This window comes from Shewanella putrefaciens (assembly GCF_016406305.1).
Classification (GTDB): Bacteria; Pseudomonadota; Gammaproteobacteria; order Enterobacterales; family Shewanellaceae; genus Shewanella; species Shewanella putrefaciens_C.
This window is the reverse complement of the sequence record NZ_CP066369.1, coordinates 2,974,461-3,000,021: the sequence shown is the minus strand read 5'-3', so window position 1 is coordinate 3,000,021 and position 25,561 is coordinate 2,974,461. Positions and strand designations below refer to the sequence as shown.

At 40.5% G+C, this 25,561-nt stretch carries 23 protein-coding genes; all 23 read left to right on the top strand.

Features of this window, described 5'->3' with window-relative positions:
- Positions 1-85: 85 nt before the first annotated feature.
- The 23 genes from rfaH (at position 86) to glmM (ending at position 25,256) form a co-directional block, all read left to right on the top strand.
- Positions 86-586 (top strand): transcription/translation regulatory transformer protein RfaH, encoded by a 501-nt coding sequence (gene rfaH / locus JFT56_RS12995; RefSeq protein ID WP_198780494.1) that lies wholly within the window; start codon positions 86-88, stop codon positions 584-586.
- Between the two features lie 1,365 nt (positions 587-1,951).
- A complete protein-coding gene (locus tag JFT56_RS12990; protein ID WP_198780493.1) occupies positions 1,952-4,711 on the top strand; it encodes an SLBB domain-containing protein in 2,760 nt (919 codons plus the stop codon).
- A gap of 329 nt (positions 4,712-5,040) precedes the next feature.
- Positions 5,041-5,400, top strand: coding sequence for a four helix bundle protein (locus JFT56_RS12985; RefSeq protein ID WP_198780492.1), 360 nt, complete (start codon positions 5,041-5,043; stop codon positions 5,398-5,400).
- 271 nt (positions 5,401-5,671) lie between these two features.
- Positions 5,672-6,643, top strand: a complete 972-nt coding sequence (locus JFT56_RS12980) for a Wzz/FepE/Etk N-terminal domain-containing protein (RefSeq protein ID WP_198780491.1) — start codon at positions 5,672-5,674, stop codon at positions 6,641-6,643.
- 97 nt (positions 6,644-6,740) lie between these two features.
- Positions 6,741-7,730, top strand: a complete 990-nt coding sequence (locus JFT56_RS12975) for an exopolysaccharide biosynthesis polyprenyl glycosylphosphotransferase (protein ID WP_198780490.1) — start codon at positions 6,741-6,743, stop codon at positions 7,728-7,730.
- Positions 7,731-8,480 (top strand): glycosyltransferase family 2 protein, encoded by a 750-nt coding sequence (locus tag JFT56_RS12970; RefSeq protein ID WP_198780489.1) that lies wholly within the window; start codon positions 7,731-7,733, stop codon positions 8,478-8,480. It abuts the gene before it with no gap.
- Between the two features lie 5 nt (positions 8,481-8,485).
- Positions 8,486-9,679 carry a UDP-N-acetylglucosamine 4,6-dehydratase gene (locus JFT56_RS12965; protein WP_233095517.1) on the top strand — a complete coding sequence of 398 codons (1,194 nt, stop codon included), beginning with the start codon at positions 8,486-8,488 and terminating at the stop codon, positions 9,677-9,679.
- Positions 9,680-9,688: 9 nt separating this feature from the next.
- A complete protein-coding gene (locus tag JFT56_RS12960) occupies positions 9,689-10,834 on the top strand; it encodes a LegC family aminotransferase (RefSeq protein WP_198780488.1) in 1,146 nt (381 codons plus the stop codon).
- A 10-nt stretch (positions 10,835-10,844) separates the two neighbouring features.
- Entirely contained in the window at positions 10,845-12,017 is a 1,173-nt protein-coding gene (neuC, locus tag JFT56_RS12955; RefSeq protein ID WP_198780487.1) for a UDP-N-acetylglucosamine 2-epimerase, read from the top strand.
- A 1-nt stretch (position 12,018) separates the two neighbouring features.
- On the top strand, positions 12,019-13,092 hold the full coding sequence (neuB, locus tag JFT56_RS12950) for an N-acetylneuraminate synthase (RefSeq protein ID WP_269819988.1): 1,074 nt from the start codon (positions 12,019-12,021) through the stop codon (positions 13,090-13,092).
- Positions 13,085-13,732 (top strand): acetyltransferase, encoded by a 648-nt coding sequence (locus JFT56_RS12945; RefSeq protein ID WP_198780486.1) that lies wholly within the window; start codon positions 13,085-13,087, stop codon positions 13,730-13,732. Before neuB ends, JFT56_RS12945 begins: the two co-directional genes overlap by 8 nt.
- A 16-nt stretch (positions 13,733-13,748) precedes the next feature.
- On the top strand, positions 13,749-14,810 hold the full coding sequence (locus JFT56_RS12940; protein ID WP_198780485.1) for a nucleotidyltransferase family protein: 1,062 nt from the start codon (positions 13,749-13,751) through the stop codon (positions 14,808-14,810).
- Positions 14,810-15,805: a Gfo/Idh/MocA family protein gene (locus tag JFT56_RS12935; RefSeq protein WP_198780484.1), complete on the top strand. Its 996-nt coding sequence runs from the start codon at positions 14,810-14,812 to the stop codon at positions 15,803-15,805. Before JFT56_RS12940 ends, JFT56_RS12935 begins: the two co-directional genes overlap by 1 nt.
- A 7-nt stretch (positions 15,806-15,812) precedes the next feature.
- Positions 15,813-16,502: a cytidylyltransferase domain-containing protein gene (locus JFT56_RS12930; protein ID WP_198780483.1), complete on the top strand. Its 690-nt coding sequence runs from the start codon at positions 15,813-15,815 to the stop codon at positions 16,500-16,502.
- The gene (locus JFT56_RS12925) at positions 16,502-17,275 is read left to right on the top strand and encodes an oxidoreductase (RefSeq protein WP_198780482.1); all 774 of its coding nucleotides are present in this window, start codon (positions 16,502-16,504) and stop codon (positions 17,273-17,275) included. Before JFT56_RS12930 ends, JFT56_RS12925 begins: the two co-directional genes overlap by 1 nt.
- Entirely contained in the window at positions 17,272-17,814 is a 543-nt protein-coding gene (locus JFT56_RS12920; protein WP_233095516.1) for an acyltransferase, read from the top strand. The genes JFT56_RS12925 and JFT56_RS12920 overlap by 4 nt, the downstream gene beginning before the upstream one ends.
- Positions 17,811-18,911: a polysialyltransferase family glycosyltransferase gene (locus JFT56_RS12915; RefSeq protein ID WP_198780481.1), complete on the top strand. Its 1,101-nt coding sequence runs from the start codon at positions 17,811-17,813 to the stop codon at positions 18,909-18,911. The genes JFT56_RS12920 and JFT56_RS12915 overlap by 4 nt, the downstream gene beginning before the upstream one ends.
- Positions 18,908-20,104, top strand: coding sequence for a hypothetical protein (locus JFT56_RS12910; RefSeq protein WP_198780480.1), 1,197 nt, complete (start codon positions 18,908-18,910; stop codon positions 20,102-20,104). The genes JFT56_RS12915 and JFT56_RS12910 overlap by 4 nt, the downstream gene beginning before the upstream one ends.
- A 28-nt stretch (positions 20,105-20,132) precedes the next feature.
- Entirely contained in the window at positions 20,133-20,924 is a 792-nt protein-coding gene (locus tag JFT56_RS12905) for a glycosyltransferase family A protein (RefSeq protein WP_198780479.1), read from the top strand.
- A 6-nt stretch (positions 20,925-20,930) separates the two neighbouring features.
- Positions 20,931-22,142 (top strand): oligosaccharide flippase family protein, encoded by a 1,212-nt coding sequence (locus JFT56_RS12900; protein WP_198780478.1) that lies wholly within the window; start codon positions 20,931-20,933, stop codon positions 22,140-22,142.
- Positions 22,126-22,638: an acyltransferase gene (locus tag JFT56_RS12895; RefSeq protein ID WP_198780477.1), complete on the top strand. Its 513-nt coding sequence runs from the start codon at positions 22,126-22,128 to the stop codon at positions 22,636-22,638. The genes JFT56_RS12900 and JFT56_RS12895 overlap by 17 nt, the downstream gene beginning before the upstream one ends.
- Positions 22,639-22,649: 11 nt before the next feature.
- Positions 22,650-23,816, top strand: a complete 1,167-nt coding sequence (locus JFT56_RS12890) for a nucleotide sugar dehydrogenase (RefSeq protein WP_198780476.1) — start codon at positions 22,650-22,652, stop codon at positions 23,814-23,816.
- A gap of 87 nt (positions 23,817-23,903) precedes the next feature.
- Complete coding sequence (gene glmM, locus JFT56_RS12885) at positions 23,904-25,256, top strand: phosphoglucosamine mutase (protein WP_198780475.1); 1,353 nt, start codon at positions 23,904-23,906, stop codon at positions 25,254-25,256.
- The last annotated feature ends 305 nt before the right edge of the window (positions 25,257-25,561 follow it).

The window sequence follows — 25,561 nt, the reverse complement described above, 5'->3', positions numbered from 1 at the left end:
AACTGCTTCCATCCGTCTTCACAACTTTGTTATGATTGCGACCCGTGAATGGACATCACCTAACATAGGGTAGTGAGAGCAGTAGATGAAGGCATGGTACCTTTTGTATTGTAAACCTCGTAGTGAAGCGAGGGCACAACAGAACTTAGCACTTCAAAATTTAGAAACCTATTTACCCATGGTCTCTGAAGAGAAATCTCAACGTGGTCAGAAACGGATCTGTCGCGTACCGCTATTCCCAAATTATCTATTCATCAATTTTGACCCAAGCCAGACAAGCGTCAAGCAGGTCCATTCTACTCGTGGTGTGAATCGTATCGTCAATTGTCGAGAAAAAATGACGCCCATTGACGACCGCATCATTCACGCCATTCGCATGAAAGAGTTAACGCCTTCCCAAATCGTTTTAGTCGATGAACCGGAACTAAAAACTGGGGAAAAAATTCGCTTTAAAGATGGCCCATTCGTTGATTTGGAAGGTATTTTTCAAGAAAAGTGCCCAAATAAACGTTGCCATGTTTTATTTAATATTATGGGTCAAGTAAATACCTTAACTGTTCCAGAGCAATCGGTTGAACGGATTTAAGTTTGTGATGTAGTTCAAGCGTTTTAGTAAGAATAATGCTTAGTAGCTTGTGAGACATTGGCTATAGCGGCGTGAAATTTATTTATTTTTTGTAAACTGATTTTTAAATTTAATCATTATATTTCATTGTGTTAATAAGGTCGTTTTTTTAAAGGTTTTAAATTTACTGCTATTTGATGGGAATTTGAGCTGCGTGGCCTATGGTAGCGCATAAATCAATCAGCCGATGTAAGGCGTTTACAGTAGAATTCCGCAAATTCATTTTTTGCGACTAAAATTTCTTTGTGCAACTAAAGTTTTACTGTGGTTAAGCGGCAAGGGATTTAAGCAAGGGATTTAAAACAGATTGCCAACATCAGCCAAGATTGTGTTGATATTGAGGTTTAAAGCGTCACCTGAAGCGATAGAAGCGAAAGGTGCGTAGTGTGCGATAAGGTCAGCCTGAGTATGACCAAGCACCGTAAGTAAGTTTAGAAATACAATATAGATACACTATTTAAATAGGATACTTGGACTCTTAAAAGTTAAGGTACTAGATTTTAAATTGTAGTATAACATTGAAAAATTTGAGTTTTCGCGCTGCGAAGGGCAATTTAGAGGCCGCAATCTATGGGCGGTAGCGTGCCTGAAAGGCATCGAATGAATATTTTCATTCGTTAAGCGGACGCCGAAGGCCTCCGGCCGCCACGCGGATCGGTAGCGTGTCTGAAAGCAAAGAAGGACGGCCTTCGGCCTACTAGGCACGCCACTGTGTGGCTCTAGGACGCTGCAAAAAACGCAGCTGCTAGAATCTAGGACGAAGCCGTTTTTCTCCTTACGATCCTAAGTACCTTCGTCATTCCCGCGAACGACTGCATGGTCAATTTTGTTCCACACAAAATATGACCTTTCCACCCTCCATGGTGGTCAGATGCATGAAGTAGAACTCTTTAATTAAAAGAGTGCAGTAGCAAGAGCAGTTATGGATGAGGGAATCCAATTCCCTTCGTCATTCCCGCGAACGACTGCATGGGTGCAGGAGATAGAATAACGCAGGAGCAGTTATCGACGCGGGAATCCATACTAAGGTCTTTTGATTTTGATGGTTTAAAGCTTAGAGACTTAAGCTTAGTGACTTAAAGCCCTATAGCTGGATCCCCGCGTTCGCGAGGATGACGGCATAGAGAATAAGGCTATCTGTTTTTTCCGTAAGCGCAGCATTCTGTTAGTGAGCTTGCGAGCGTTCCGTCAACTGTGAAAGAAGTGTTCTGCTCTTTCTAGCAGGGCGAAGCCCGCTCTAGCAGCGTAGCGCCCTAGATTCTAGGAGCCTACAAGTCGCTTAGCGACGCTCTGTTTTTACATTTTCAATCCAATCGGAGATATCTGGTGTTACAACAAGTCAAAAAATACATCAAAGCGGTTCCAAGAGCCGCAATATTAGTTGGCCTTAGTGTCACGATATTGATGGGCGCGCAGGCGCAAGCCGTTACGCCCTCTCCGCAGATGATAGAGCAATTTAAGCAACTGCCTAAGGCCGAGCAACAGCGGTTAGCAAGGCAATATGGCATTGACCCTAGTATTATTTCGGGTAGCCAAACTCAGCAACAGGTTGCTAACCCACAAGTGGTTACATCCCGCGATGTGGCGCCGATAATCACATCCGCTGAACAGAAAGAAAAAGCCGAGCTTGATTTCTCTGCCGATTCATCAAACTTAAAATTACGCCGTTTTGGCTATGAAATGTTTGCTGGCGAGCCGAGTACCTTTGCCCCTGTGTCAGATGTCCCCGTACCTGGAGAATACTTAGTTGGCCCAGGTGATAACATCAAGGTGCAGCTCTACGGTAAAGAAAACAAAGAATACGATTTAGTGATCAATCGTGAAGGTGTGATCCAATTCCCTGAGCTAGGCCCAATTCCTGTGATGGGGCTGAGCTTTTCTGAACTCAGAGACACGCTTTCGCAGCGTATCCAACAACAGATGATTGGTATTGAGTCCAATATCACTATGGGTGAATTGCGCTCAATTCGAATTTTTGTTGCTGGTGATGCCTATAAACCCGGCTCTTACACTGTTTCTAGCCTATCGACTATCACTCAAGCCCTGTTTGTGGCTGGTGGCGTCAACGAAATTGGCTCACTGCGAAATGTGCAGTTAAAACGAAACGGTAACTTAGTCGGTACGCTTGATCTTTATGATCTATTACTAAAAGGCGATGCATCGGGTGACCTACGCCTACATTCTGGCGACGTCGTCTTTATTCCTTCTATTGGTGGTTTGGTCAGCGTATCGGGTGAGGTAAGACGCCCAGCTATCTATGAATTGAAGAAAAATGAAACCATGGCGGATGTCATCGCTATGGCAGCAGGTTTAAATCCTGGCGCCTATCCAAAAAGCAGCTCAGTTGAGCGCTATAATAGCAAGTCACTCAAAACTATCGTGAATGTGGATCTAACCACTGAACAAGGTCAAATGACGCCCGCTAAGGCTGGCGATGTTATTCGCGTTAAAAGCGCATCAGAGCAGTATGAAAGCGCGGTTACCGTTGTCGGCGCCGTTGTTCGCCCTGGTAAATATCAATGGGTTGGTGGCCAAAAGATCAGCGATATTTTGCCTTCATTATGGGGGGATTTAGCGATATCCGCTGATTTGGACTACGGTCTGTTAGTGCGCGAAGTTAACCAATATGGCGATATTGAAGTGTATCAATTCGCACCAGGTAAGGCGATTGGCACTAAGGATAGCAAGCAAAACTTAACCTTAAACCCGCGTGACAAAATTATCATTTTTAACTACTCAGATGATGAGCAAAACCGTTACGAATTAAATAAATTAGTGAAGCAGCGAGTCGCTAAAGTCACTTCGCTCAATAGCGATAGCCTATCGGGTTCTGACTTATTCAACACAGGTTTTGCCCAACTTGAAGATGTAAAACTCAGCAAACGCGCTCAAATTGCCGGCGTCGTGGTTAATGATGCGCCAAAAAATGAGCAGGTAACCGTTGTTAAAGGCGTTGTCAGCAAAATGTTGGCTAACCTTTTTGAAGATAACGAGTTGCTCAAATTGAGCGATCAAATGCGTCGCCAAGAGTTGCTTTATCCCGTGATGGTTAAACTCAATAACCAAGGTCGCGCAGGTAAAGGTACTCAAATTGTTGCCATCGATGGCCAAGTTAAGTTACCCGGCGCTTATCCTTTATCTGTTGGCGCGAAAGTATCCGATTTAGTTACCGCTGCGGGTGGTTTAAAGGAAGGTGCTTATACCGTTAGAGCCGAATTAACCTCGACAGTGACGGATAATGAGGGCTCAAAGGTCGATCATCGTAACCTAGATTTAGAGTTAGCACTGCAGGGGGATGAAACGGCAAATGCGCGTTTAGTGGGTAGAGATATACTCACAGTGATGACAACGCCAGATTGGCAAGAAAGCAAAGTGGTTGAAATCCGTGGCGAAGTGAAATTCCCTGGTCGCTACAATATTAGCCGCGGTGAGACACTAAGCGATTTAATTAGCCGTGTTGGTGGTTTTACTGAGTATGCCTATCTCCCATCGGCGGTATTTGTGCGTGAATCGGTACGTCAGCAGGAACAGATTGAAATTAAAAAGCTTGCCGATCAACTGCGCCGTGACATTGCCACCCGTGGCGTATCAAAAGACGGTGCAGTGGTGAATTACTCAGATGCCCAGTTAATGCTGGCCGATCTGGAGAATATCAAAGCCGTTGGGCGTTTAGTGGTCGATTTGCCTGCAATTTCACTCGGTATTAAACAGGCCGATTTACAACTTGAAGATGCCGATATTTTATATGTGCCTTCCACTAAACAAACCGTAGCGGTAATGGGGGAAGTGCAACATCCGGCTACGCACAGATATAAAGAAGGTCTAACGATTGACCAGTATCTTGCAATGTCCGGCGGCTCAAGAAAACGCGCGGATGAAGATCGTACCTATATCATCCAAGCCAATGGGTCAGTGTCAATGCCAAGCCGTTCTAACTGGTTTAGTGGTGGTGAACAACTGCAACCGGGCGATACAGTGATTGTTCCGTTAGATACTGAGTACAAAGACAACTTAACCCTTTGGTCGCAAGTCACAGGCATTATCTACAACACCGCAGTCGCAATTTCAGCAATCGCGGGGCTATAACGCCACGGCGTGGCAAGAATCTAGAGCGTTGCTTAGCAACTGCTAGGACGCAGCAAAAAGCGCTGTTCTAGGACGCCACTTCGTGGCTCTAGATTCTAGGAACGCCGCTTTGCGGTTACAGAACGTCACTGCGTGACTCACGGATAACGGAACGGGCTTCGCCCTTACAGCAAATTTTTTGTTGCTTTTACCGTTATCTGTGAGCGAACGACTGTATGGATGCAGGAGGTAGAATAACGCAGGAGCAGTTATCGAGCGTTCTGTCAACCGTCAACGTTTTCGGTTCCGTCAACCGTGATCGGTTTTAGGCTATTTTCCAAGGAATGGATATGAAGTTTCAAAAGTTAGAAGTTTGGCAACTTAGCTACGAATTATCATCTTCTATTTATATAGCGACAAAAGATCTTCGAGATTGGGGCTTCAGAGATCAAATTACTCGCTCAGGGCTCTCCGTTCCGTCAAATATTGCTGAGGGAATGGAACGTTATGGCCCTAAAGAGCAAATACAGTTTTTATATGTTGCTAAAGCTTCACTTGCAGAACTGATTACCCAAGCAATGATTGGCAGAGATATTGGTTATTTAGAACCAAATTATGTTGATGAACTACTTATAAAAACTGAAAGATTATCGGCAATGCTCGCTGGACTAATTAAATCGATTAAAGATCGAAATTCAGAAAATAAATAAGAGCACGCCGCGTTGCGGCTACAGAACGTCACTGCGTGACTCACAGATGTTACTAGGATAACGGAACGTCACTACGTGACTCACGGATAACGGAACGGGCTTCGCCCTCACAGATAACGGCACGCCGCGTTCCGTCAACCGTTAGCGTTTCTTGTTCCGTCAACGTTTTTAGCTTTGCTTTTACCGTTATCTGTGAGCGAAGCGTTCTGTCAACCGTCAACGATAACCTGTCAACCGTTTTTGAGAACTCACACAACGAGATAAGTTTTAAATGTCCAATGAATTAAATAAGTATATGCAAGATGTCCAGTTTTCATCTACCCAGAGACCCGCAGACGACGAAATCGATCTTCGCGAGCTGTTCTCCGTTATCTGGCAAGGCAAATGGCTCATCATTGCTATTACCGGCATTTTCGCGATTGGTGCTGTGGTATTTGCCATCATGCAACCCAATATCTATAAGTCCGAAGCTTTATTAGCCCCTGCGGCTGAAGAACAAGGTGGTGGCTTAAGTGCATTGGCCTCGCAGTTTGGTGGTTTAGCTAGCCTTGCAGGAGTGAATTTAGGTGCTAAGGGGGGAACAGATAAAACCCAGCTTGCCATTGAGGTATTAAAATCGCGCCAATTTACCAGTGATTTTATTCAAAAACACAATATCCTTGCTGATTTAATGGCGGCAAAAAAATGGAATAGGGATGAAGATAAGCTTATTTATAATGAAGATGCCTATAGTGAAGCCACAAATACTTGGATACGTGAAGTTAAAGCGCCGTTAAAACCTGAGCCATCGATGCAAGAGGCTTATAAGGTCTTTAGTAAAATCATCGCCGTGAATAAAGATAAAGAATCAGGTATGGTAACTATTTCTGTTGAGCATTTATCTCCAACGGTTGCAGAGCAATGGGTCTCTTGGTTAATTGAAGACATTAATAAAGTGATGAAAGAGCGCGATGTAGCAGAAGCCAATCGCAGCAGTGAATTTTTAAATAAACAAATTGCCCTAACTAATGTCGCCGATATTAAAGCGATTCTTTATAAGTTGGTGGAAGAACAAGCTAAAACCATTATGTTTGCCGAAGTGCGCGATGAATATGTGTTTAAGACCATCGATCCCGCATTATCGCCCGAAGAAAAAGCTAAGCCTAAACGTGCACTAATATGCGTATTAGGTACTATGTTTGGTGGTATGTTAGGTGTGATGTTTGTTTTAATAAGGCACTTTGCTCGTAAACAGAGTGTATAGAATATAAACGTAGGGTTTCTGCATTTGATTTTAAAGTCATGTAGCGGTGCTCTGCATGCCATAGGCCATCCTAATGGTTAACAAATTAGGTCTTTGTATGAATTTACGAGTCAATGAAATAGTAGACGCCGATGAGTTTCAACCAATTAAAACGGTAACTAAACGTTTTAAGTCAAAACGACAGGTACTCACTCAGGAGGTAATTTATGTCTATTGCCCTAAAGATAGGGAGTTGGAGATAGGTGAGATTATCGATGATTACTCATTCGATATGATCGTTAATGACTACAGCATTACTGATTTAAGCTGTAAAGTTATTTGTCACTTTGAAAGTGCTCGTTTATCCAAAGAGCAACGGCAATTTTTGGTTAAAGCAACTGAGTTGGGCGCTTGGGTGGAGCCGTTAGTGAGTTATCTTGATGAACGGCTAGGTTATACTGAGGTTCGTTTACTTCATAGCGGTTATTTTTTACATCAAAAAGCATTCTCTATTTTATCAACCAAACGTACCCAGTTAGCAAAACGAGTTATTGATTTATTAGCAGCATTTTTGCTTTGTACAGTGGCAATTCCAGTAGGGCTTATTACCGCTTTGGCGATAAAATTAGAAAGCCCTGGTCCTGTGTTTTATAAACAGCGTCGCACAGGACAATATAATGATGAATTTGAAGTCATTAAATTCCGTTCAATGCGTAGTGATGCTGAAAAATCGGGTGCTCAATGGGCAATACAAAATGATACTCGCGTAACAAAAGTGGGTAATTTTATCCGCAAAACTCGTATTGATGAATTACCACAAATAATTAATATTTTAAAGGGCGAGATGTCGATTGTTGGACCGAGGCCAGAACGCGAAGTATTTATTGCCAAACTCGAAAAAGAAATTCCCTATTATCGTTTCCGTCATGCGGTTAAACCTGGGGTTACTGGGTTAGCGCAAGTAAGTTACCCCTATGGTGCTTCAGTTGAAGATGCAGTTTGGAAACATAAGTATGACATTTATTATATTAAGCATCATAGTACTTTATTAGATATTAAGATTCTTCTTAAGACTGTGAAAGTTGTTTTATTCGGCATGGGGCGGTAAATGGAATATAAGCCACTAGTTTCGATCATTATGCCAAGCTATAATTCATCTAAAACAATTGCTGAAAGTATTGAGTCTGTTCTAGCTCAAACATATCACAACTGGGAGTTATTGATCACTGATGATGTATCTGTTGATGATACTAAAAATATCGTTCGTAGCTATTGTGAGATAGATAATAGAATAAAATTATTTGAATTAGATAAAAATTCTGGTGCAGGCGTATCGCGTAATAATAGTATTAGGTATTCAAAAGGTGAATATATTGCCTTTTTAGATTCTGATGACTTATGGTTGCCCAATAAGTTGTCGATCCAGATAGAGTTTATGGAGAATAATAATGTTTTACTATCATACAGTGCATATCAGAAGTTTAGTGCTGTTGGAAATAGTGGAATTGTTACACCTCCAAATTCTGTAAATTATTCTCAGTTACTAACAGGAAATGTTATTGGCTGTTTGACAGCTATTTATAATGCAAAAGTGCTTGGTAAACGTTATATGCCTTTAATTAGGAAGCGGCAGGATATGGGGCTGTGGCTAAGTATTTTAAAAGATGTTGATAAAGCCTTTGGTATGCCAAATGTTTTGGCTAAATATCGTGTCGACACTGGTATGACGCAAAACAAATTTAATATATTAAAGTGGCAGTGGGTGTTTTATCGTGAAGTTGTTGGTTTGAGTTTTTTTGATTCATCAAAATGTTTTTTTTTCTACTTTTTCAAAGGTGTTGTTAAGTATTTGAGGTGATTTTTGTGGATTCGTCAATTTTAAGTTTAGTAGGCAGAAGTGATTTCTTATTCGAATCTGACCTGAATCATTATGAGTTTGAACTTTCTGATATTGTTTCTTACTCTCGCTTTCTTGTTCTTGGTGGGGCGGGATCGATTGGCCAAGCCGTAACTAAGGAAATCTTCAAGCGTAAACCGCAGAAACTTCATGTGGTCGACATCAGCGAAAACAATATGGTGGAATTGGTCCGTGATATTCGCAGTTCATTTGGCTATATCGATGGTGATTTTCAAACTTTTGCCTTGGACATCGGCTCGATTGAGTATGATGCTTTTATCAAAAACGATGGTCAGTATGACTATGTATTGAACCTGTCGGCGCTTAAGCATGTTCGTAGTGAGAAAGATCCGTTTACTTTAATGCGTATGATAGATGTTAACGTATTCAATACCGATAAAACGATACAGCAGTCAATTGATGCTGGCGTTAAAAAGTATTTCTGTGTGTCAACGGATAAAGCAGCCAACCCAGTTAATATGATGGGGGCATCGAAACGCATCATGGAAATGTTCTTGATGCGTAAAAGTGAGCAGATTGCCATTTCAACAGCACGTTTTGCCAACGTCGCATTTTCCGATGGCTCTTTGTTGCATGGTTTTAATCAACGCATCCAGAAAAATCAACCGATTGTGGCTCCAAATGATATCAAACGCTACTTTGTTACCCCTCAAGAGTCGGGTGAGCTTTGCTTAATGTCCTGCATTTTCGGTGAAAATCGCGACATTTTCTTCCCCAAACTTAGTGAAGCATTGCATCTGATTACTTTTGCTGACATAGCGGTGAAATACCTTAAACAGCGTGGTTATGAACCACACATTTGCGCAAGTGAAAATGAAGCGCGTGAATTGGTGAAAACGCTTCCCGCTCAAGGTAAATGGCCTTGTCTCTTTACTGAAAGTGACACAACGGGTGAAAAAGACTTTGAGGAGTTTTTCACCGACAAAGAAGTGCTCGACATGGCACGCTTTGAAAATCTTGGCATCATCAAAAACGAACCGATCTATGAACCAGAGCTCTTGAGTCTGTTTGAAACGCAAATTGCGCAGATGAAAGAGCAACGAGCATGGAGTAAAGAGCAAATTGTGAAACTCTTCTTTACCATGATCCCCGACTTCGGCCACAAAGAAACGGGCAAATACCTTGATAGCAAGATGTAAGGTTATAGCATGAATCCAAAATCGCTGGTTGAATTTGTTCGAGACCAATATAAAACCCAAGACTTTATTACGTTGCATGCCCCGACATTTGCAGGTAATGAGAAAGCGTATGTGATGGAAACAATAGATAGTACCTTTGTCTCCAGTGTTGGTAAGTTTGTTGATCAGTTTGAACGTAAGATGGAAGCCTTTACTGGTAGCAAGCGCGCTGTTGCAACCGTCAATGGTACTGCCGCGCTGCATGCAGCACTCTATATGGCAGGCGTTGAGCGGAGCGATTTAGTGATAACTCAAGCGCTCACTTTCGTCGCTACCTGCAATGCTTTGTATCATATGGGTGCTGAACCAATTTTTGTTGATGTTTCTCCTGTGAGTTTAGGGTTGTGCCCAAAGGCTGTTGAATCCTACTTGATGGAACACGCAGAACTGACGGAACTCGGTTGTTTACACAAACAAACTGGTCAGAGAATTAAAGCGGTGGTTCCAATGCATACTTTTGGTCACCCTGTTGAGCTGGATGAACTGGCGGCAGTTTGCCTTAAATGGCAGCTCGCATTAGTTGAAGATGCGGCGGAAAGCCTCGGCTCTTTCTATAAAGGTAAACACACCGGGACCATTGGGGAGTTTGGCGCGGTCAGTTTCAATGGTAATAAAGTTATTACTACTGGTGGCGGCGGCATGGTGCTCTGTGGTACTGAAGAAGCGGGTAAGCGTACCAAACACGTGACGACAACGGCGAAAGTTTCGCACCCGTATGAGTTTTTCCACGATGAGCCCGGCTTTAACTATCGCATGCCTAATCTTAATGCTGCGCTGGGTTGCGCGCAGATAGAAATGTTAGAGCATTATCTGGCGCAAAAGCGTCAACTCGCCCATCGATACCAAGCGTTTTTCGCTTCGAGTGACGTTAAGTTTGTGATTGAACCTGAGTACGCACAATCCAATTATTGGCTCAATGCCATCCTTTGTGCGGATGCTGAGCAACGCAATGAGCTACTGGAGCAAACCAATGCTGCGGGCGTAATGACACGTCCCATCTGGCAGTTAATGCATCGTTTGCCTATGTTCGAAAACGCGCTACGTGGGGATCTGACTCACTCTGAATTTATTGAAGCTCACCTGATCAATCTACCGAGTACGCCAGTTGGCGTATAGGTGAGGTACTATGAGCGAAGATAAGAGAAAAGTCGCCGTTTTTACTGGAACAAGAGCAGAGTATGGTCTGCTCTTTTGGCTTCTAAAAGACATTCAAGCGGACTCTGAACTGCAACTTCAACTGCTGGTATCAGGCATGCATTTGTCGCCTGAATTTGGTGAAACGTACCTGCAAATCGAGAAAGACGGCTTTTATATCGACGAAAAAATTGAAATCTTGCTCTCATCTGATTCCGCTGTCGGTACCGCTAAAAGCATGGGGCTAGGTGTGCTCGGTTTTGCTGACGCTCTAGCGAGACTCAAACCTGATGTTCTTGTCATCCTCGGTGATCGCTTTGAGGCCTTAGCCGCGGCGCAAACTGCAATGATTTTGCGCATTCCTGTGGTTCATTTGCATGGTGGTGAAATTACCGAAGGCGCTTATGACGACGCGATTCGTCATGCAATAACCAAGCTAAGTTATTTGCATGCTACTTCCACCGAAGAGTACAGGCAGAGAGTGATCCAGCTGGGCGAAGCGCCTGAACGTGTTTTTAACGTCGGTGCCATTGGCTTAGACCATTTGAACCGTGGCACCTTTATGTCAGTAGGAGAATTGGCGGCTTCACTCCAGTTTCCACTGCAGAAGCCTTATCTAGTCGTCACTTATCACCCCGTGACTTTAGCTGATGAGGAACCAACAGTATCCTTTAACGCGCTTTTAGAGGCTTTAGATAAGTACCCTGATGTTCAGGTGATTTTTACTTATCCTAATGCTGACGATGGTGGCCGCAAAATTATCCCATTGCTCGAAGCCTATGCAGCTAAACAACCTCAGCGCGTGCTGGCGATTCCTTCTTTAGGTCAGGTGCGCTACCTGAGCGCCATTAAACATGCCGTAGCCGTCGTTGGTAATTCCTCCAGTGGTATTATTGAAGTGCCATCCTTGGATGTGCCTACGGTGAATATTGGTATGAGGCAAAAAGGACGTCTGGCCGCAACGAGTGTACTGCATTGTGATGCAACTACTTCGGCTATTCACGCTGCGCTTGAAGTTGCGTTTAGTCGTAGTTACAAAGCTGCTGATGCACAAGTTCATAACCCCTATGGTCAGGGCAATGCCAGTCAACAAGTGATTTCAATGCTTAAAAATCTGAAATTTACTTCAGTGAAATCTTTTTATGATGTGAAGGTAAGTGATTAATATGACGCTCATTATTGCAGAAGCAGGTGTAAATCATAACGGCGACGAAAAACTTGCCTTTCAACTTGTGGATGCTGCGCATCAAGCAGGTGCCGATATTGTAAAGTTTCAGACCTTCAAAGCGAAAAACTTAGTCACCGAGCAGGCAAAGCAAGCCGACTACCAAGTGGCGAATACGCAAAAGCAAGAGTCACAGTTAGCAATGCTCAGTCGTCTTGAACTTTCTTATGCCGCCCATCATCAGTTGGTCAAACATTGTGAGTCGCTTGGAATTGAGTTTTTATCGACAGCTTTTGATTCAGAAAGCTTAGATTTTCTCGTTAATGACCTTGGTTTAAAACGCCTCAAATTGCCTTCTGGTGAGCTGACCAATGCGCCGTTAGTGCTTGAGCATGCGCGCACCGGATGCGATTTGATTGTTTCTACAGGAATGGCCACACTTGCAGAAATCGAAATGGCATTAGGCGTCATTGCCTTTGGTTATACTGCGGCAAGTGATGCTCTACCATCAATGATGGCTTTTCAGCAAGCTTACGCTTCAGAAGCCGGGCAGAAAGTCCTGAAAGAGAAAGTCACTATTTTACACTGCACCACCGAATATCCAGCCCCGATGGCGGAAATTAATCTTAAAGCGATGGATACGTTGGGCAGTGCTTTTGACTTACCTGCAGGTTACTCTGACCACAGTGAAGGCATCGTCATTCCGATTGCCGCCGTAGCACGTGGTGCCGTGTTGATTGAAAAACACTTCACGTTGGATAAGAATATGGAAGGACCAGACCACAAGGCTTCACTTGAACCTGATGAGCTGACTGCGATGGTGAAGGCTATTCGCCAAGTTGAATTGGCGCTCGGATCTGCCGTTAAATCCCCAACAGTCTCTGAAGTCAAAAACAAAGCAGTGGCGCGCAAAAGTCTCGTGGCGAGTAAAATGATTAGATTGGGTGAGTCTTTTTGTGCTGACAACGTGACCATCAAGCGTCCTGGCAATGGTATGTCGCCTTATCAATATTGGGATATGCTTGAGCGTAAAGCTAGCCGAGACTACCAAGCTGGAGATTTAATCATTGAATAAACACAAACCGCTTGTCTTGATCGGCGGTGGCGGGCACGCGAGTGTTTTGGCTGATATCTTGCTTGGGCAAGGGCGAGAGATCCTCGCTGTCGTTTGCCCTGATGATATTTCATCGAGATCGGTATTTGCGGGGATTATGCATCTTAGACAAGATGACGATATTGAACGTTTTTCAACTCATAGCGTGCTTTTGGTTAACGGTATTGGCATGATGCCGCGTTCAACTTTTCGTCAGCGCATCAACCAGAAATTTCTCGGGCAAGGGTACATTTTTGAAACGGTAATTGCTAGCGATGCAACTGTATCATCCTTTGCGGAAGTCAAATCTGGTGCGCAGATTTTGCCTGGTGCGAGAGTGCAAACAGGAGCGATTATCGGAGAGCATACCATAGTGAATAGTGGTGCTTTGATTGAACACGATTGCCATCTTGGTGCTTACAATCATATTGCGCCTAATGCTACTTTGTGTGGGGAGGTGCGCACGTCAGAATATGTTTATATCGGTGCTAATGCGACCTTAATTCAAGGCTTAGTTTTAGAAGCAAACAGTATTGTAGGGGCCGGCGCGATATTGACCCGGTCACTAAAAAAGGGGAGTACTTGTTACCCCGCCCGCGCTTTTATTAAAGAAAATATTTAGAATTCAAGGATATTCCATGAGCTACTGCTGGAACAATGTGTTGATTAAACCGGATAATTCGATTCGTGACGCGCTAGAGATCATCAATAACGAAGCGTTAAGAGTTGCATTAGTGGTTGATAGTAATCAGCATTTAGTTGGTGTTGTGACAGATGGAGATATACGTAGAGGAATACTTAAAAATTTATCGCTTGAAGAACCTGTTTCTTTGGTTATGAATTTGTCACCAACGGTTGTGAAGTTAGGTGTTACTAGGAAAGAAATTGTTGAGTTGATGGAGAATAAGGGAATCCTTTCAATTCCGCTGGTTGATAATCTAGGTAAGGTAGTTGGTCTTGAAACCTTGCATGGATCATTACACCGTCCTAAGTATCAAAATCCGGTATTCTTGATGGCAGGAGGATTTGGTACTCGTTTACGCCCTCTGACGGATAATTGTCCTAAACCGATGCTTAAAATTGGCAATAAGCCGATACTTGAAACCGTAATCCGCAGCTTCATCAAGGCGGGGTTTGTAAATTTCTATATCTCGACACACTACATGCCAGAATTGATCCAATCTCACTTTGGTGATGGTACTGAGTTTGGTGTGAATATCACTTATGTGCATGAAGAATCGCCACTGGGCACGGGTGGGGCGCTAGGTCTTTTACCAAAAGATCTACCGACAGGTCTACCACTTATCATGATGAATGGCGATGTGTTGACCAAAGTCGATTTTCAACGTCTCCTTGATTTTCATGTTAGCCATGATGCCGATGCGACCATGTGTGTTCGTGAATATGACTATCAAATCCCATACGGCGTGATCAATGGTGAAGGCAATAGAATCACCAGTATGGTTGAAAAGCCTATTCAGCGCTTTTTTGTTAACGCAGGGATTTACGTTGTCTCTCCGCAAGTGATTCAGTCTGTGCCTGAAAACCATCGCATTGATATGCCAACACTGCTAGAACAGCATATGCAGGAAAGAAATAATGTATTGATGTTCCCAATTCACGAATATTGGTTGGATATAGGCCGAATGGATGATTTCAACCGAGCACAAGCTGACATTCATACTTTGGGATTGGACTAATGGAACGAGTTGCTGTTATTGGACTAGGAAATATCGCTACTCGCCATCGTCGGAATCTAAAACAGTTATTTCCTAACGCGAAGTTATATGCCATGTCTGCAAGTGGACGTATCCCACAAGAAACAGTCAATGATGTAGACCATCTTGTTACCTCTATTGATGCGCTGATAGAGCTGTGTGTTCAACTCGTGATTGTCGCATCACCAGCTCCTTTCCATGCCTCACATGCGATTCCCCTGATTAAAGCTGGCATTCCAGTTTTAATAGAGAAACCTGTAACAGCTGCTCTTGATGAAGTGAAAATGCTGCAGAGGGCGGCCTCACAATATCAAACGCCAGTTTCAATTGGTTATTGCCTACGTTATTTATCTTCGGCAATAGAGATGAAAAAACAACTCTCTTCGGGCAAAGTGGGGCATTTGTATCATGCTCATGTTGAGATTGGGCAGTATTTGCCGGATTGGCGACCAAGCAAAGACTACCGTGACAGCGTTTCTGCGAAAACCAGTTTAGGTGGTGGGGTTTTGTTAGAGCTTAGTCATGAGTTTGATTACGCTCAATGGTTATTGGGAACTCTTACTTTAGAACACGCTATCTTGCGTCAAACCGAAGAGCTTAGTCTTGAAGTTGAAGATAGTGCCGACATGCTTTTAAGCACCTCAAAGCAAGCTATTGTACATATGCATCTTGATTTTTTGCAGCGCAAGGCGCATCGACAATGCCGTTTCGTTGGCAGTAAAGGAACGTTGGAGTGGGATTTGATAGGCAATGAAATCCGATTTGTTTCACCTCAAGGTGTTCAAGTACTTTACAGCGAGCCGGAGTGGGATAAAAACCAAATGTACACAGCAATGGTTTTGGATTTTCTGAATCTGATTCACAAACAACCGAATCAATGCGTATCCCTTGCCGAAGCAGCACAAAGTGTCGCGTTAATTGAACAAATCAAAACTCGCTATCCTATCAATTCGACGTTGGGTGATTTAAAAGGTTAAATATCTAATGAAAAACAATGCTTTTATCTTTGCCCGCGGCGGCTCAAAAGGGCTACCAGGGAAAAACATAAAACCACTAGCCGGGAAACCATTACTGCAATACTCGATTGATACCGCATTAGCTTCACCGTCAATTGATTTGGTGTTTGTCTCAACCGATGATGAACAAATTGCCAAGATCGCAAAAGAGGGGGGGGCCATTGTTATAAATCGCCCAGCAGAACTTGCCAGTGACACCAGTCCTGAGTGGCTATCATGGCGTCATGCTATCGAGTGGGTTCAAGCACATTATGGTAACTTTGATGGTTTTGTCAGCTTACCTGCAACCAGTCCACTAAGAAGTGTTGAAGATGTTGAAGCGGCGATCAATAAGCTTATTACAACGGAAGCCGATATCTGTATTTCAGTGACGCCAGCTAATCGCAGTCCATTTTTCAATATGGTCAAGCAAACAGAGTCAGGAATGGTTGAGCTGATAAATAAGCCGCAAGATGAAGTTGCTCGTCGTCAAGATGCGCCTGCGGTATTTGATATTACTACCGTTGTTTATGCCACCACTCCTGATTTTGTATTCAATAACTACGGAATGTTTTCTGGTAAAGTCACTAGTATTGAAGTTCCTAAAGAACGAGCAGTAGACATTGACGATATTTATGATTTCAAATTAGCAGAAGCGATCATTGAAGGGCACGACTAATGGAAAACCTACTCGAAAACAAAACCATCTTAGTCGCAGGCGCTGGTGGCCTTTTGGGTACCCGTTTAGTTCCGGCGTTGCTTAAGCAAGGGGCCAAGGTACTCGCGGCAGATATCCATTTGGAAGCGATGCGCGAGCGTCTTTCCTTGCTAGGTGTTGATGTGCATGATGAGAACTTATCTTGTTGTAGTTTGGATGTCACGAAAGAAGAGTGTGTAAAGGGCTTCTTTGCTCAACAGAGTCAGTACATTGATGGCGCAGTAAATTCGACCTATCCAAGAAATAAAACCTACGGTAAGCACTTTTTTGATGTGAGCTTAAATAGCTTTAATGAGAACTTATCCCTACATCTGGGTAGTGCTTTTCTGTTCACCCAGCAGTGTGCAGCTTACTTTAACTTGCAGCAACAGCCTTTTTCGCTTGTGAATATATCCTCAATTTATGGTGTTGTTGCACCTAAGTTTGAAATTTACGACAACACGCCGATGACTATGCCAGTTGAATATTCTGCGATTAAATCTGCCATTCAGCATCTTAATAGATATGTTGTCTCTTACGTCAATGACAGTCGTTTTCGCATCAATTGCGTCAGCCCTGGTGGTATTTTTGACCATCAGCCAGAAGCTTTTTTGAAAGCTTACAAAGAAAAAACACATGGTGCAGGCATGCTTGATGTGGAAGAGGTGGTTGGGTCGGTGCTGTTTTTGCTATCAGAGCAATCACGCTATGTTACAGGGCAGAATATTATAGTGGATGATGGATTTTCGTTATGATTATGCAAAAGTTAAAGTTTTGGCTATTTAGTTACAGAATTGGCCCAGATCTACCTATTACACATATTTTTTTATTTTCAAACAGACTTTCACGTTGGTTATGCAAAAAGAAGTTTTATCATTTTGGTAAGAATAGTAATGTAAGGCCTGGTTCTTATATTATAGAAACTGATAAAGTTTCTATTGGTAATAATGTGGTTATCCGTCCCCATACAATGATATTCGCTTCTCCCGATAAAAGTGTTTATTCTCTTCATGTCTGCATTGGTGATAATGTTTTAATTGGAAGTGGGGTCCATATTTATGTATCTAATCATAAATTTGATGAACTAGATAAGTTGATTATAGAGCAAGGTCATTCTCCGGTGAATCCTGTAATTATTGAAGATGATGTGTGGATAGGAGCAAATGCTATTATATTACCTGGTGTAACTATTGGGCAGCATTCTGTGATTGCAGCTGGTAGTATTGTAACAAAAAGTGTTCCCAGATTTACGATGGTTGCAGGTGTTCCCGCAAAAGTGTTGAAAAAACTATGATTACAAATATTTTTATTTGCAGCACCTATCGACATATTTTGTTTTCACTTTTTTTTTGCAAATATTGCTGTAACTTTAACAAAGGTTTAGTTGTTAATAAATTAATTATCTTGCAAGATCATCAAACTATTTTGCCCGCACAGTTTCAGATTGGTTCAGTATCAGATTATAATATAGAATTAGTATTTGTTAATGAATCTGAGTTGATTGGTGATTTTAAACTTGGGAATTTATTTAATTTTAACAAGTTACTTAGCAATAATGTTCGATTATCACATCAACTGCAAGTTGTTTTAGCTTCTGAGTATATTTTTCGCACTATGGGGTTTGATAGTATTAGTTTAAATGCTGCACATTTGTACATTTTTCATGATCGAAATTTTTTTTCTAAAATCATTAGGAAATTTAAAAAAGTAACGCTTATTGAAGATGGTTTGGCTATTTACCAAAGTCAGCGAGTAAAAAGTTATTCAAAATCATTTATTAGATTTTTGTTGGGATACAATCCAGTGAATTACTCAATGGGTGAGTCAAGATACATTGATAGGATTTTTGCATTACATCCGGATAAGTTGCCTAGTTTAATAAAGAAGAAGGGGGAGAGTTTAAATAAGTTTTTGTATTCAATCACAGATGAAGATGTAAAGAATATTTTGAATTTTTTTAATGTTAACAAAGAGGAGCAAATTGATTTTTCCGTATGCTTTTTAACACAAGGTCTAGATACAGCAGGGCTTTGTTCTAAAGAAGTTAAACATCAGATTTTTAGAGAGTTAATAAGCTATATATCAACTAGGAAATTTTCTAATATATGTGTTAAGCCTCACCCTTCTGAATCAATAGAAGAATATTTGTATTTAGAAAATGAATTTCTGAATTTAAAAGTAATTGAACCAGGTTTTCCTATTGAGCTTATGGGGTTGTTATCTAAAAATGGGTCTGCTAAATTTATTTCACTGCGTTCAAGCAGTGTGATTCTTTCTAAGACTGGGACTTCAGAAGTAACAAATTTAATTGTTGATGTTGAAAGTTGGTCAAATTTCGAATGTCAAAGAATATTAAGTGAATCAATATTGAAACTAAAGGCTATTTTGTGATTCAACAGCTAAAGTTTATATTATTATTGTCAGGGGTTGGAGGAGTTTTTCTTTTTTTTCCTGCTTTCACAATGTTGATGCTATCTTTCTTTACATTGCTGTGTAGAAAAAAAGCATTTTTTTTGCCGATGTTTCTTTTTTCTATTTTCGTTGCTTTTTCGCAACTTGTATTAGAGTTAAATGGACAGGAAGTTGGAGATATTATTCGATATTATGAATATTTTTACGACGGTATGTCTAGTTCATATCCTGTATCATTCGTTCGCTTTAAGTTATACCAAGGGTATTTTTTTATTCTTTTGAGTGGCGCAGGATTAAAATTTAATTATTACGGAGCGATATCAACACTACTCTTAATTACTTTTTTGTTGATTTTTGTTTATTACTCACTTGAGAAAATGAATTCACAATTAAAGACAAGAAATCAGCAATTAGTACTTTTTCTAGTTTTCTTATCATTTGTTCCGTTTACAGTTTTTTTATCGTTTGAAAATGCACTCTCATTCAGTATATTTTCTTTATCTTTAGTTACTTTTATCTCAGGAAACAAAACTCTATCGTTATTATTGTGGGGGGCATCTTTAGCAGTGCACAATGCAACCACTCCATTATACCTAATATTATTGTTTTCTAGCTGCTCTATAGTCGATAAATATCGCCCTCAAATATTTTTCGCGTATTTTATTTTTTTATTTTGTTTTGTGACTCAATTTGAGATGCTAAGCTATTTGCAAATGGATTTTATTAGTAGAGTTTTGCAAAAAGCCGATAGATATTTATTTGGCTTTTCTTTTGGTGACATTTCATTTATAGATATTGGGTATAATATACTATCTTTATTATTGTTGTTGATTGCTTATGTGTCTTTAGATAAAACATTGAATTGTCGATTTTTTAAAAATGATTTTTTAATCAAATATCACCGTTTTACATTTTTATATCTTTGCTTTTCTAGTTTTTTTATTCTTATCCCTACATTAGGCGGTCGTTATATTCAGTTGGGTTTATTGTTTTTTATCCCTTATGTTTTTTATTATTTAATTTATGGTGGGGGGCGGAATAAGTGGATAGTTTTATTGTTAGTGTTAATTTTACTTTTTTCATATAGTAATCTTTACTTTTTTAGGAGTTTGCGTTTGGTTAGCTTTGCCGATGGGCAATTTTTTTATTACAATTTAAGTCAACTTTTTTGAATGATAGCGTCTATACACGGTAATTTTTATGCTTTGTAAAATAGAGATTTTAATTTCTACAATGAATGATGGTTTTTATAATATAAAATATCCATCAAATTTTAAGTTGATAGTTATTCATCAGGTCACAAATGGCAAGCAAACTGAATATCTAAAGTATTTTTCCAGTTTAAGTTTAAAGGGTGTTACTTATATACAAGCAGACTCTGCTGGTTTAAGTAAAAGCAGAAACATGGCTTTAAGTATTGCTTCATCACCTTATGTTTGGATTATGGATGATGATGTTCAAATTTTTCCTGATAGTTATGATTTCTTAATAAAACTAATCGACAGTGTCATTTGTTGTGATTTATTTCTGTTGAACTTCACTGTTAATGCTAAAGAGAATAAGGCATTTTTTATTGGTGAGCAGAACTCTTTATCATTAAAAAGTAAAAGTAGATTTACAGTTTTTAATGTTAGCTCCATAAATATGTTAATTAAACTAGACTTTGTAAGAAAACATAACATTTTTTTTAATGAAAAATTTGGTTTGGGTACAGACTTGCCGTCCGGAGAGGAATTTCTTTTCTGTCAAGACATTCTTTCTAATGGTGGTCAAATGCAACAGACAAATATAGTTGTTTCAAAACATCCTCCAGTGACCTCTGGAATGGATTTTTATTCTTCTGATGAAAAACTTCGTGCAAAAAAAATGATTTTTTTACACGCATTTGGTATACCTGGTTGGATATTTTTTCTTCTTTTCTTGATAAAAAAATCGCCTGTTTTAATTCGCTCAAAGTCAATTTCTCGAGTATTTAAGGTTTTGTTTGAGTAGTATTCAATGAAAAAAAATCAAGCATTTTATTTATTTGGTGATCTGGTTAGTAAGTGTTTCCCATTTTTTTTGTTGCCTTTTGTTTCCAATAATTATGGCCCAGAAGCACTATTGATCTATAGCAATGTTGTTTTGATATATACGGTTGTAACAATTTTATTTTCGGTGACTTTTTCTACTTATGTGAGCACCGTATTCTTTAAATCTACTGATGATTATGTTGAGGTTATTGGTATATGTTATAGATTATCACCTTGGTGTTTTGGTGTGATGTCACTTTTTTTTACGTATTCTTTTATTATTGGATTCAGCTCTCCATTAGGTTTTTATATTGCAACATTTGCTATATCTTTTACTTTTTTACCTACATCAGTTTTGTTAAGTGTATTTCAGAGTAGTGGAAATGCAAAATATTACATTTTGCTTGCAAATTTGAAGAATTTTATATTTTTGATTATTTTTTTACTATTTTTTGTTGTATATGAAATTAATAGTTATGAGGTTGTGAATTTTTCATTTTTAGTCGCAAGTTTAATATCTAATATTTTTGGTTATTATTTTTATATTAAGTTTGCTAGCGTTGAGCGTGATTTTACTATTCGTGCATCTGGAGTTAGAAAAATTCTAAAATTTGGTTTGCCTCTTATTCCTATTGCAGTTTTTAACCCTCTAAGAACATCACTCGATCGAGCTTTTATTATTTCTGTATTAGGAGCTCAGGTTGCAGGTGTCTACTCTGGCTACTATCAGTTATCCTCTATAGTTTTGCTTTTTTCTGCGAGCCAAGTAAAGGCTGTAACTCCAGTGTTATTAAACTCGTTAAAAAATTCAGATAATGTTGCCTTTTTTAATGAAATATTTAAGGTTCAACGGGTTCTTTTCATTTGTACAATTCTGCTTGTCATTTTTTTATATTATGGCTCTGGTTTAATCCTAGGGGAAATTTTTGGCGATTATATTTACTTCTGTTTAATGCCGTTGTTTTTTTTATTTCAGTGCTCGGCTAGTTTTTATACTTGTTTTTATCAGTATCATGGAAAAAATATTTTACTTCTTAAGTATAATTTAATTGGGTTGCTTGGTTATTCTTTTATAATTGGTCTTTGTTTTATTCTCAAAGTTAATTATATGTTTTTTTCCATGTTGATGGTGTTGGCTAGTTTTTTATATTTTGTACTTATTTACTTTAGGACTCATTATAATGCAAATAAAACGTAGCTTTATTAAGTTGCTTCTTTCATTTTTAGAGCGTTTTCTTAATCTGCATCATTATCTCCGTTATAAATTATATTATAATGACTTTTCTATTGAGTCAGAACGTTTTTTTCGGGGGGAAGGTGTTAAGGTTTATGGTGGAGGTTTTTTTTCAGTCGGTAAAGGTTCGTATTGTGGCACTAATTGTGGTTTTGCTACCGTTAAGGGATTTAAAATTTTAATCGGCGATAATGTTAGTATATCTCACAACGTTAGAGTGTATACATCTAACCGAATCCCTTATGACATAATATCCGGTTCTGCCGATGTAAAGAAAGATGAAGCTGATGTATTAATTGGTAATAATGTTTGGATTGGTGCAAATGTCATAGTTTTGCAAGGGGTCACCATTGGTAACAATGTAGTAATTGGCGCAAATTCAGTAGTAAGCAAAAGTCTTCAATCTAATTCGATCTATGCAGGTGCACCGATTAAGATGTTATCAAATTTAAGTGAGTAGGGAATTAGTTTATGAAGGTTACCGTTGCTGGTTCAGGTTACGTTGGTTTATCTAATGCAGTCTTATTGGCTCAACATAATGAGGTTATTACGGTAGATATTGTTCAAGAAAAGATTGACATATTAAATGTGAAAAAGTCAACAGTTGCTGATGCTGAAATTAGTGACTTTTTAGCTAATAAAACACTTAATTTCATTGCAACTATTGATAAGGTATTAGCTTATCAAAACGCTGAATTTGTGATTATTGCTACACCCACTGATTATGATCCAAAAACTAACTATTTTAACACTTCTTCTGTTGAATCAGTTATCCAAGATGTGTTAACCATTAATCCTAATGCGGTGATGATAATTAAATCCACTGTACCAGTGGGATTTACTACTAAGGTTAAGCAAAAATATAATTGCGATAATATACTCTTCTCACCGGAGTTTTTGCGTGAGGGACGAGCGCTTTACGACAATTTGCATCCATCGCGAATTATTGTCGGTGAACGTAGTGAACGTGCTAAAGTGTTTGCCGATTTATTAGTGCAAGGTGCTATTAAAAAAGATATTCAAGTGTTATTTACGGATAGCACTGAAGCTGAAGCAGTTAAATTATTCTCTAACACTTATCTTGCTATGCGTGTTGCCTACTTTAACGAACTTGATACTTATGCTGAGACTCATGGCTTAGATTCTCGCCAAATTATTGAAGGGGTGTGTTTAGACCCTCGAATAGGAAATCACTATAATAATCCATCCTTTGGTTACGGTGGTTACTGTTTACCTAAAGATACCAAACAGCTACTTGCCAATTATGCAGATGTGCCCAATAGCATTATTGGCGCGATTGTGGAATCTAATACAACTCGTAAAGATTTCATTGCTGAATCTATATTAAGTCGAAATCCTAAGGTGGTGGGTATTTATCGCTTGATTATGAAGTCTGGCTCAGATAATTTTAGAGCTTCAAGTATTCAAGGGATTATGAAGCGTATTAAGGCTAAAGGTGTTGAAGTTGTTATTTATGAACCAGTTTTAAAAGAACCTGAGTTTTTCCACTCTAGAGTAATTGCGGATCTTGCTGAATTTAAGTCCATGGCTGATGTGATTGTGTCTAATCGTATGACTAATGATCTTACTGATGTGGCAGATATAGTCTATACGCGTGATTTATTTGGTAGTGATTGAGTTTTCATATCTAATTGCATAGAACGATTTAGAAAGCCGAAATTGTATTCGGCTTTTTTCGTTTATAACTGTTTTTAAGGATGCAGTATGTCTAGGAAGTATTTTGGTACCGATGGTGTGCGTGGCAAGGTGGGTACATTCCCTATAACGCCTGATTTTGCGATGAAGTTAGGTTGGGCGGCTGGCACTGTGCTGGCGTCCACTGGCACTAAAGAAGTGTTGATTGGTAAAGATACCCGTATTAGTGGCTATATGCTTGAGTCGGCAATGGAGGCGGGATTTTCGGCGGCAGGTGTGAATGTGGCGTTGATTGGCCCTATGCCAACACCTGCGGTGGCGTATTTGGCGTCGACATTTCGCGCCGATGCTGGGGTGGTGATCAGTGCCTCCCACAATCCTTATTACGACAATGGGATTAAGTTTTTTTCAAACTCTGGCACTAAGTTAAATGATGCGCAGGAGCTTGAAATTGAAGCATTATTAGAACAGGCATTGCAGCATAATGCGATGCAGTGTGTCGCCTCTGAAAAATTAGGTAAGGTTCGCCGTATTGATGATGCTGCAGGCCGCTATATTGAGTTTTGTAAGGGAACGTTCCCGAATCATTTAAGTTTGACGGGTTTAAAGATTGTCGTCGATAGCGCCCATGGCGCCGCCTACCATATCGCGCCGAATGTGTATCGGGAGTTGGGGGCTGATGTGATTACCATTAATGACAAGCCTAATGGGGTGAATATTAATGATCACTGCGGTGCAACACATTTAGATAGTTTGCAAACCGCCGTGATGATGCATGAGGCCGATTTAGGTATTGCACTCGATGGCGATGCGGATAGGGTGATGTTTGTTGACCATAATGGCCATGTGGTTGATGGTGATGAAATTTTATTTATTCTGGCACAAGCTGCGTTCCAAAAAGGTGAAATGGTCGGCGGTGTGGTTGGTACTTTAATGTCAAACCTAGGTCTAGAGCTTGCCCTTAAGCAAATGGACATTCCCTTTGTACGTGCAAAGGTGGGCGATCGTTATGTGGTTGAGCAGCTTAAAGAAACGGGTTGGCAACTGGGCGGCGAAGGTTCTGGGCATATTTTGAGTTTAAAGCATGCTTCAACGGGTGATGGTATTGTGGCGTCCCTACAGGTACTTAAAGCTATTTTAGAGTCAGGCAAACGTTTAGCCGACATTAAAGCGGGCATGACCAAGCTGCCGCAAGTACTTATCAATGTGCGTTTATCATCAGGCAGTGCCGACAGCATTCTGGCGTTAGAGAGTGTTAAGCAGGCAGTGGTAAAAGCGGAAGGGATATTGGGTGACCAAGGGCGCGTACTATTACGTAAGTCCGGCACAGAGCCTTTAATCCGAGTGATGGTTGAGTCAACGGATAATCTGATGACACAGACTCAAGCCGAATTTATTGCAGATGCAGTAAGAGCCGCGTAAAGCGGGCGCTTCGCGCGAGAATCTAGGGCGTTGCTCGATAACTGCTCCTGCTTTATTCTCGATAATTGCTCCTGCATTATTCTACCTTCGCCCGTCCCTGGGCTCGTACCTCCTGCATCTGACCACCATGGAGGGTGGAAATGTCATATTTTGTATGGAACAAAATGGACCATGCAGTCGTACGCAACTGCTAGGACGCAGCAAAAAGCGCTGCTAGGAGGCCTTCGGCCCTAGGACGCTCGCAAGCTCGCTCTAGCTTCTACGAACGCGGCTTTGCGGCTACGGAACGTCACTGCGTGACTTAC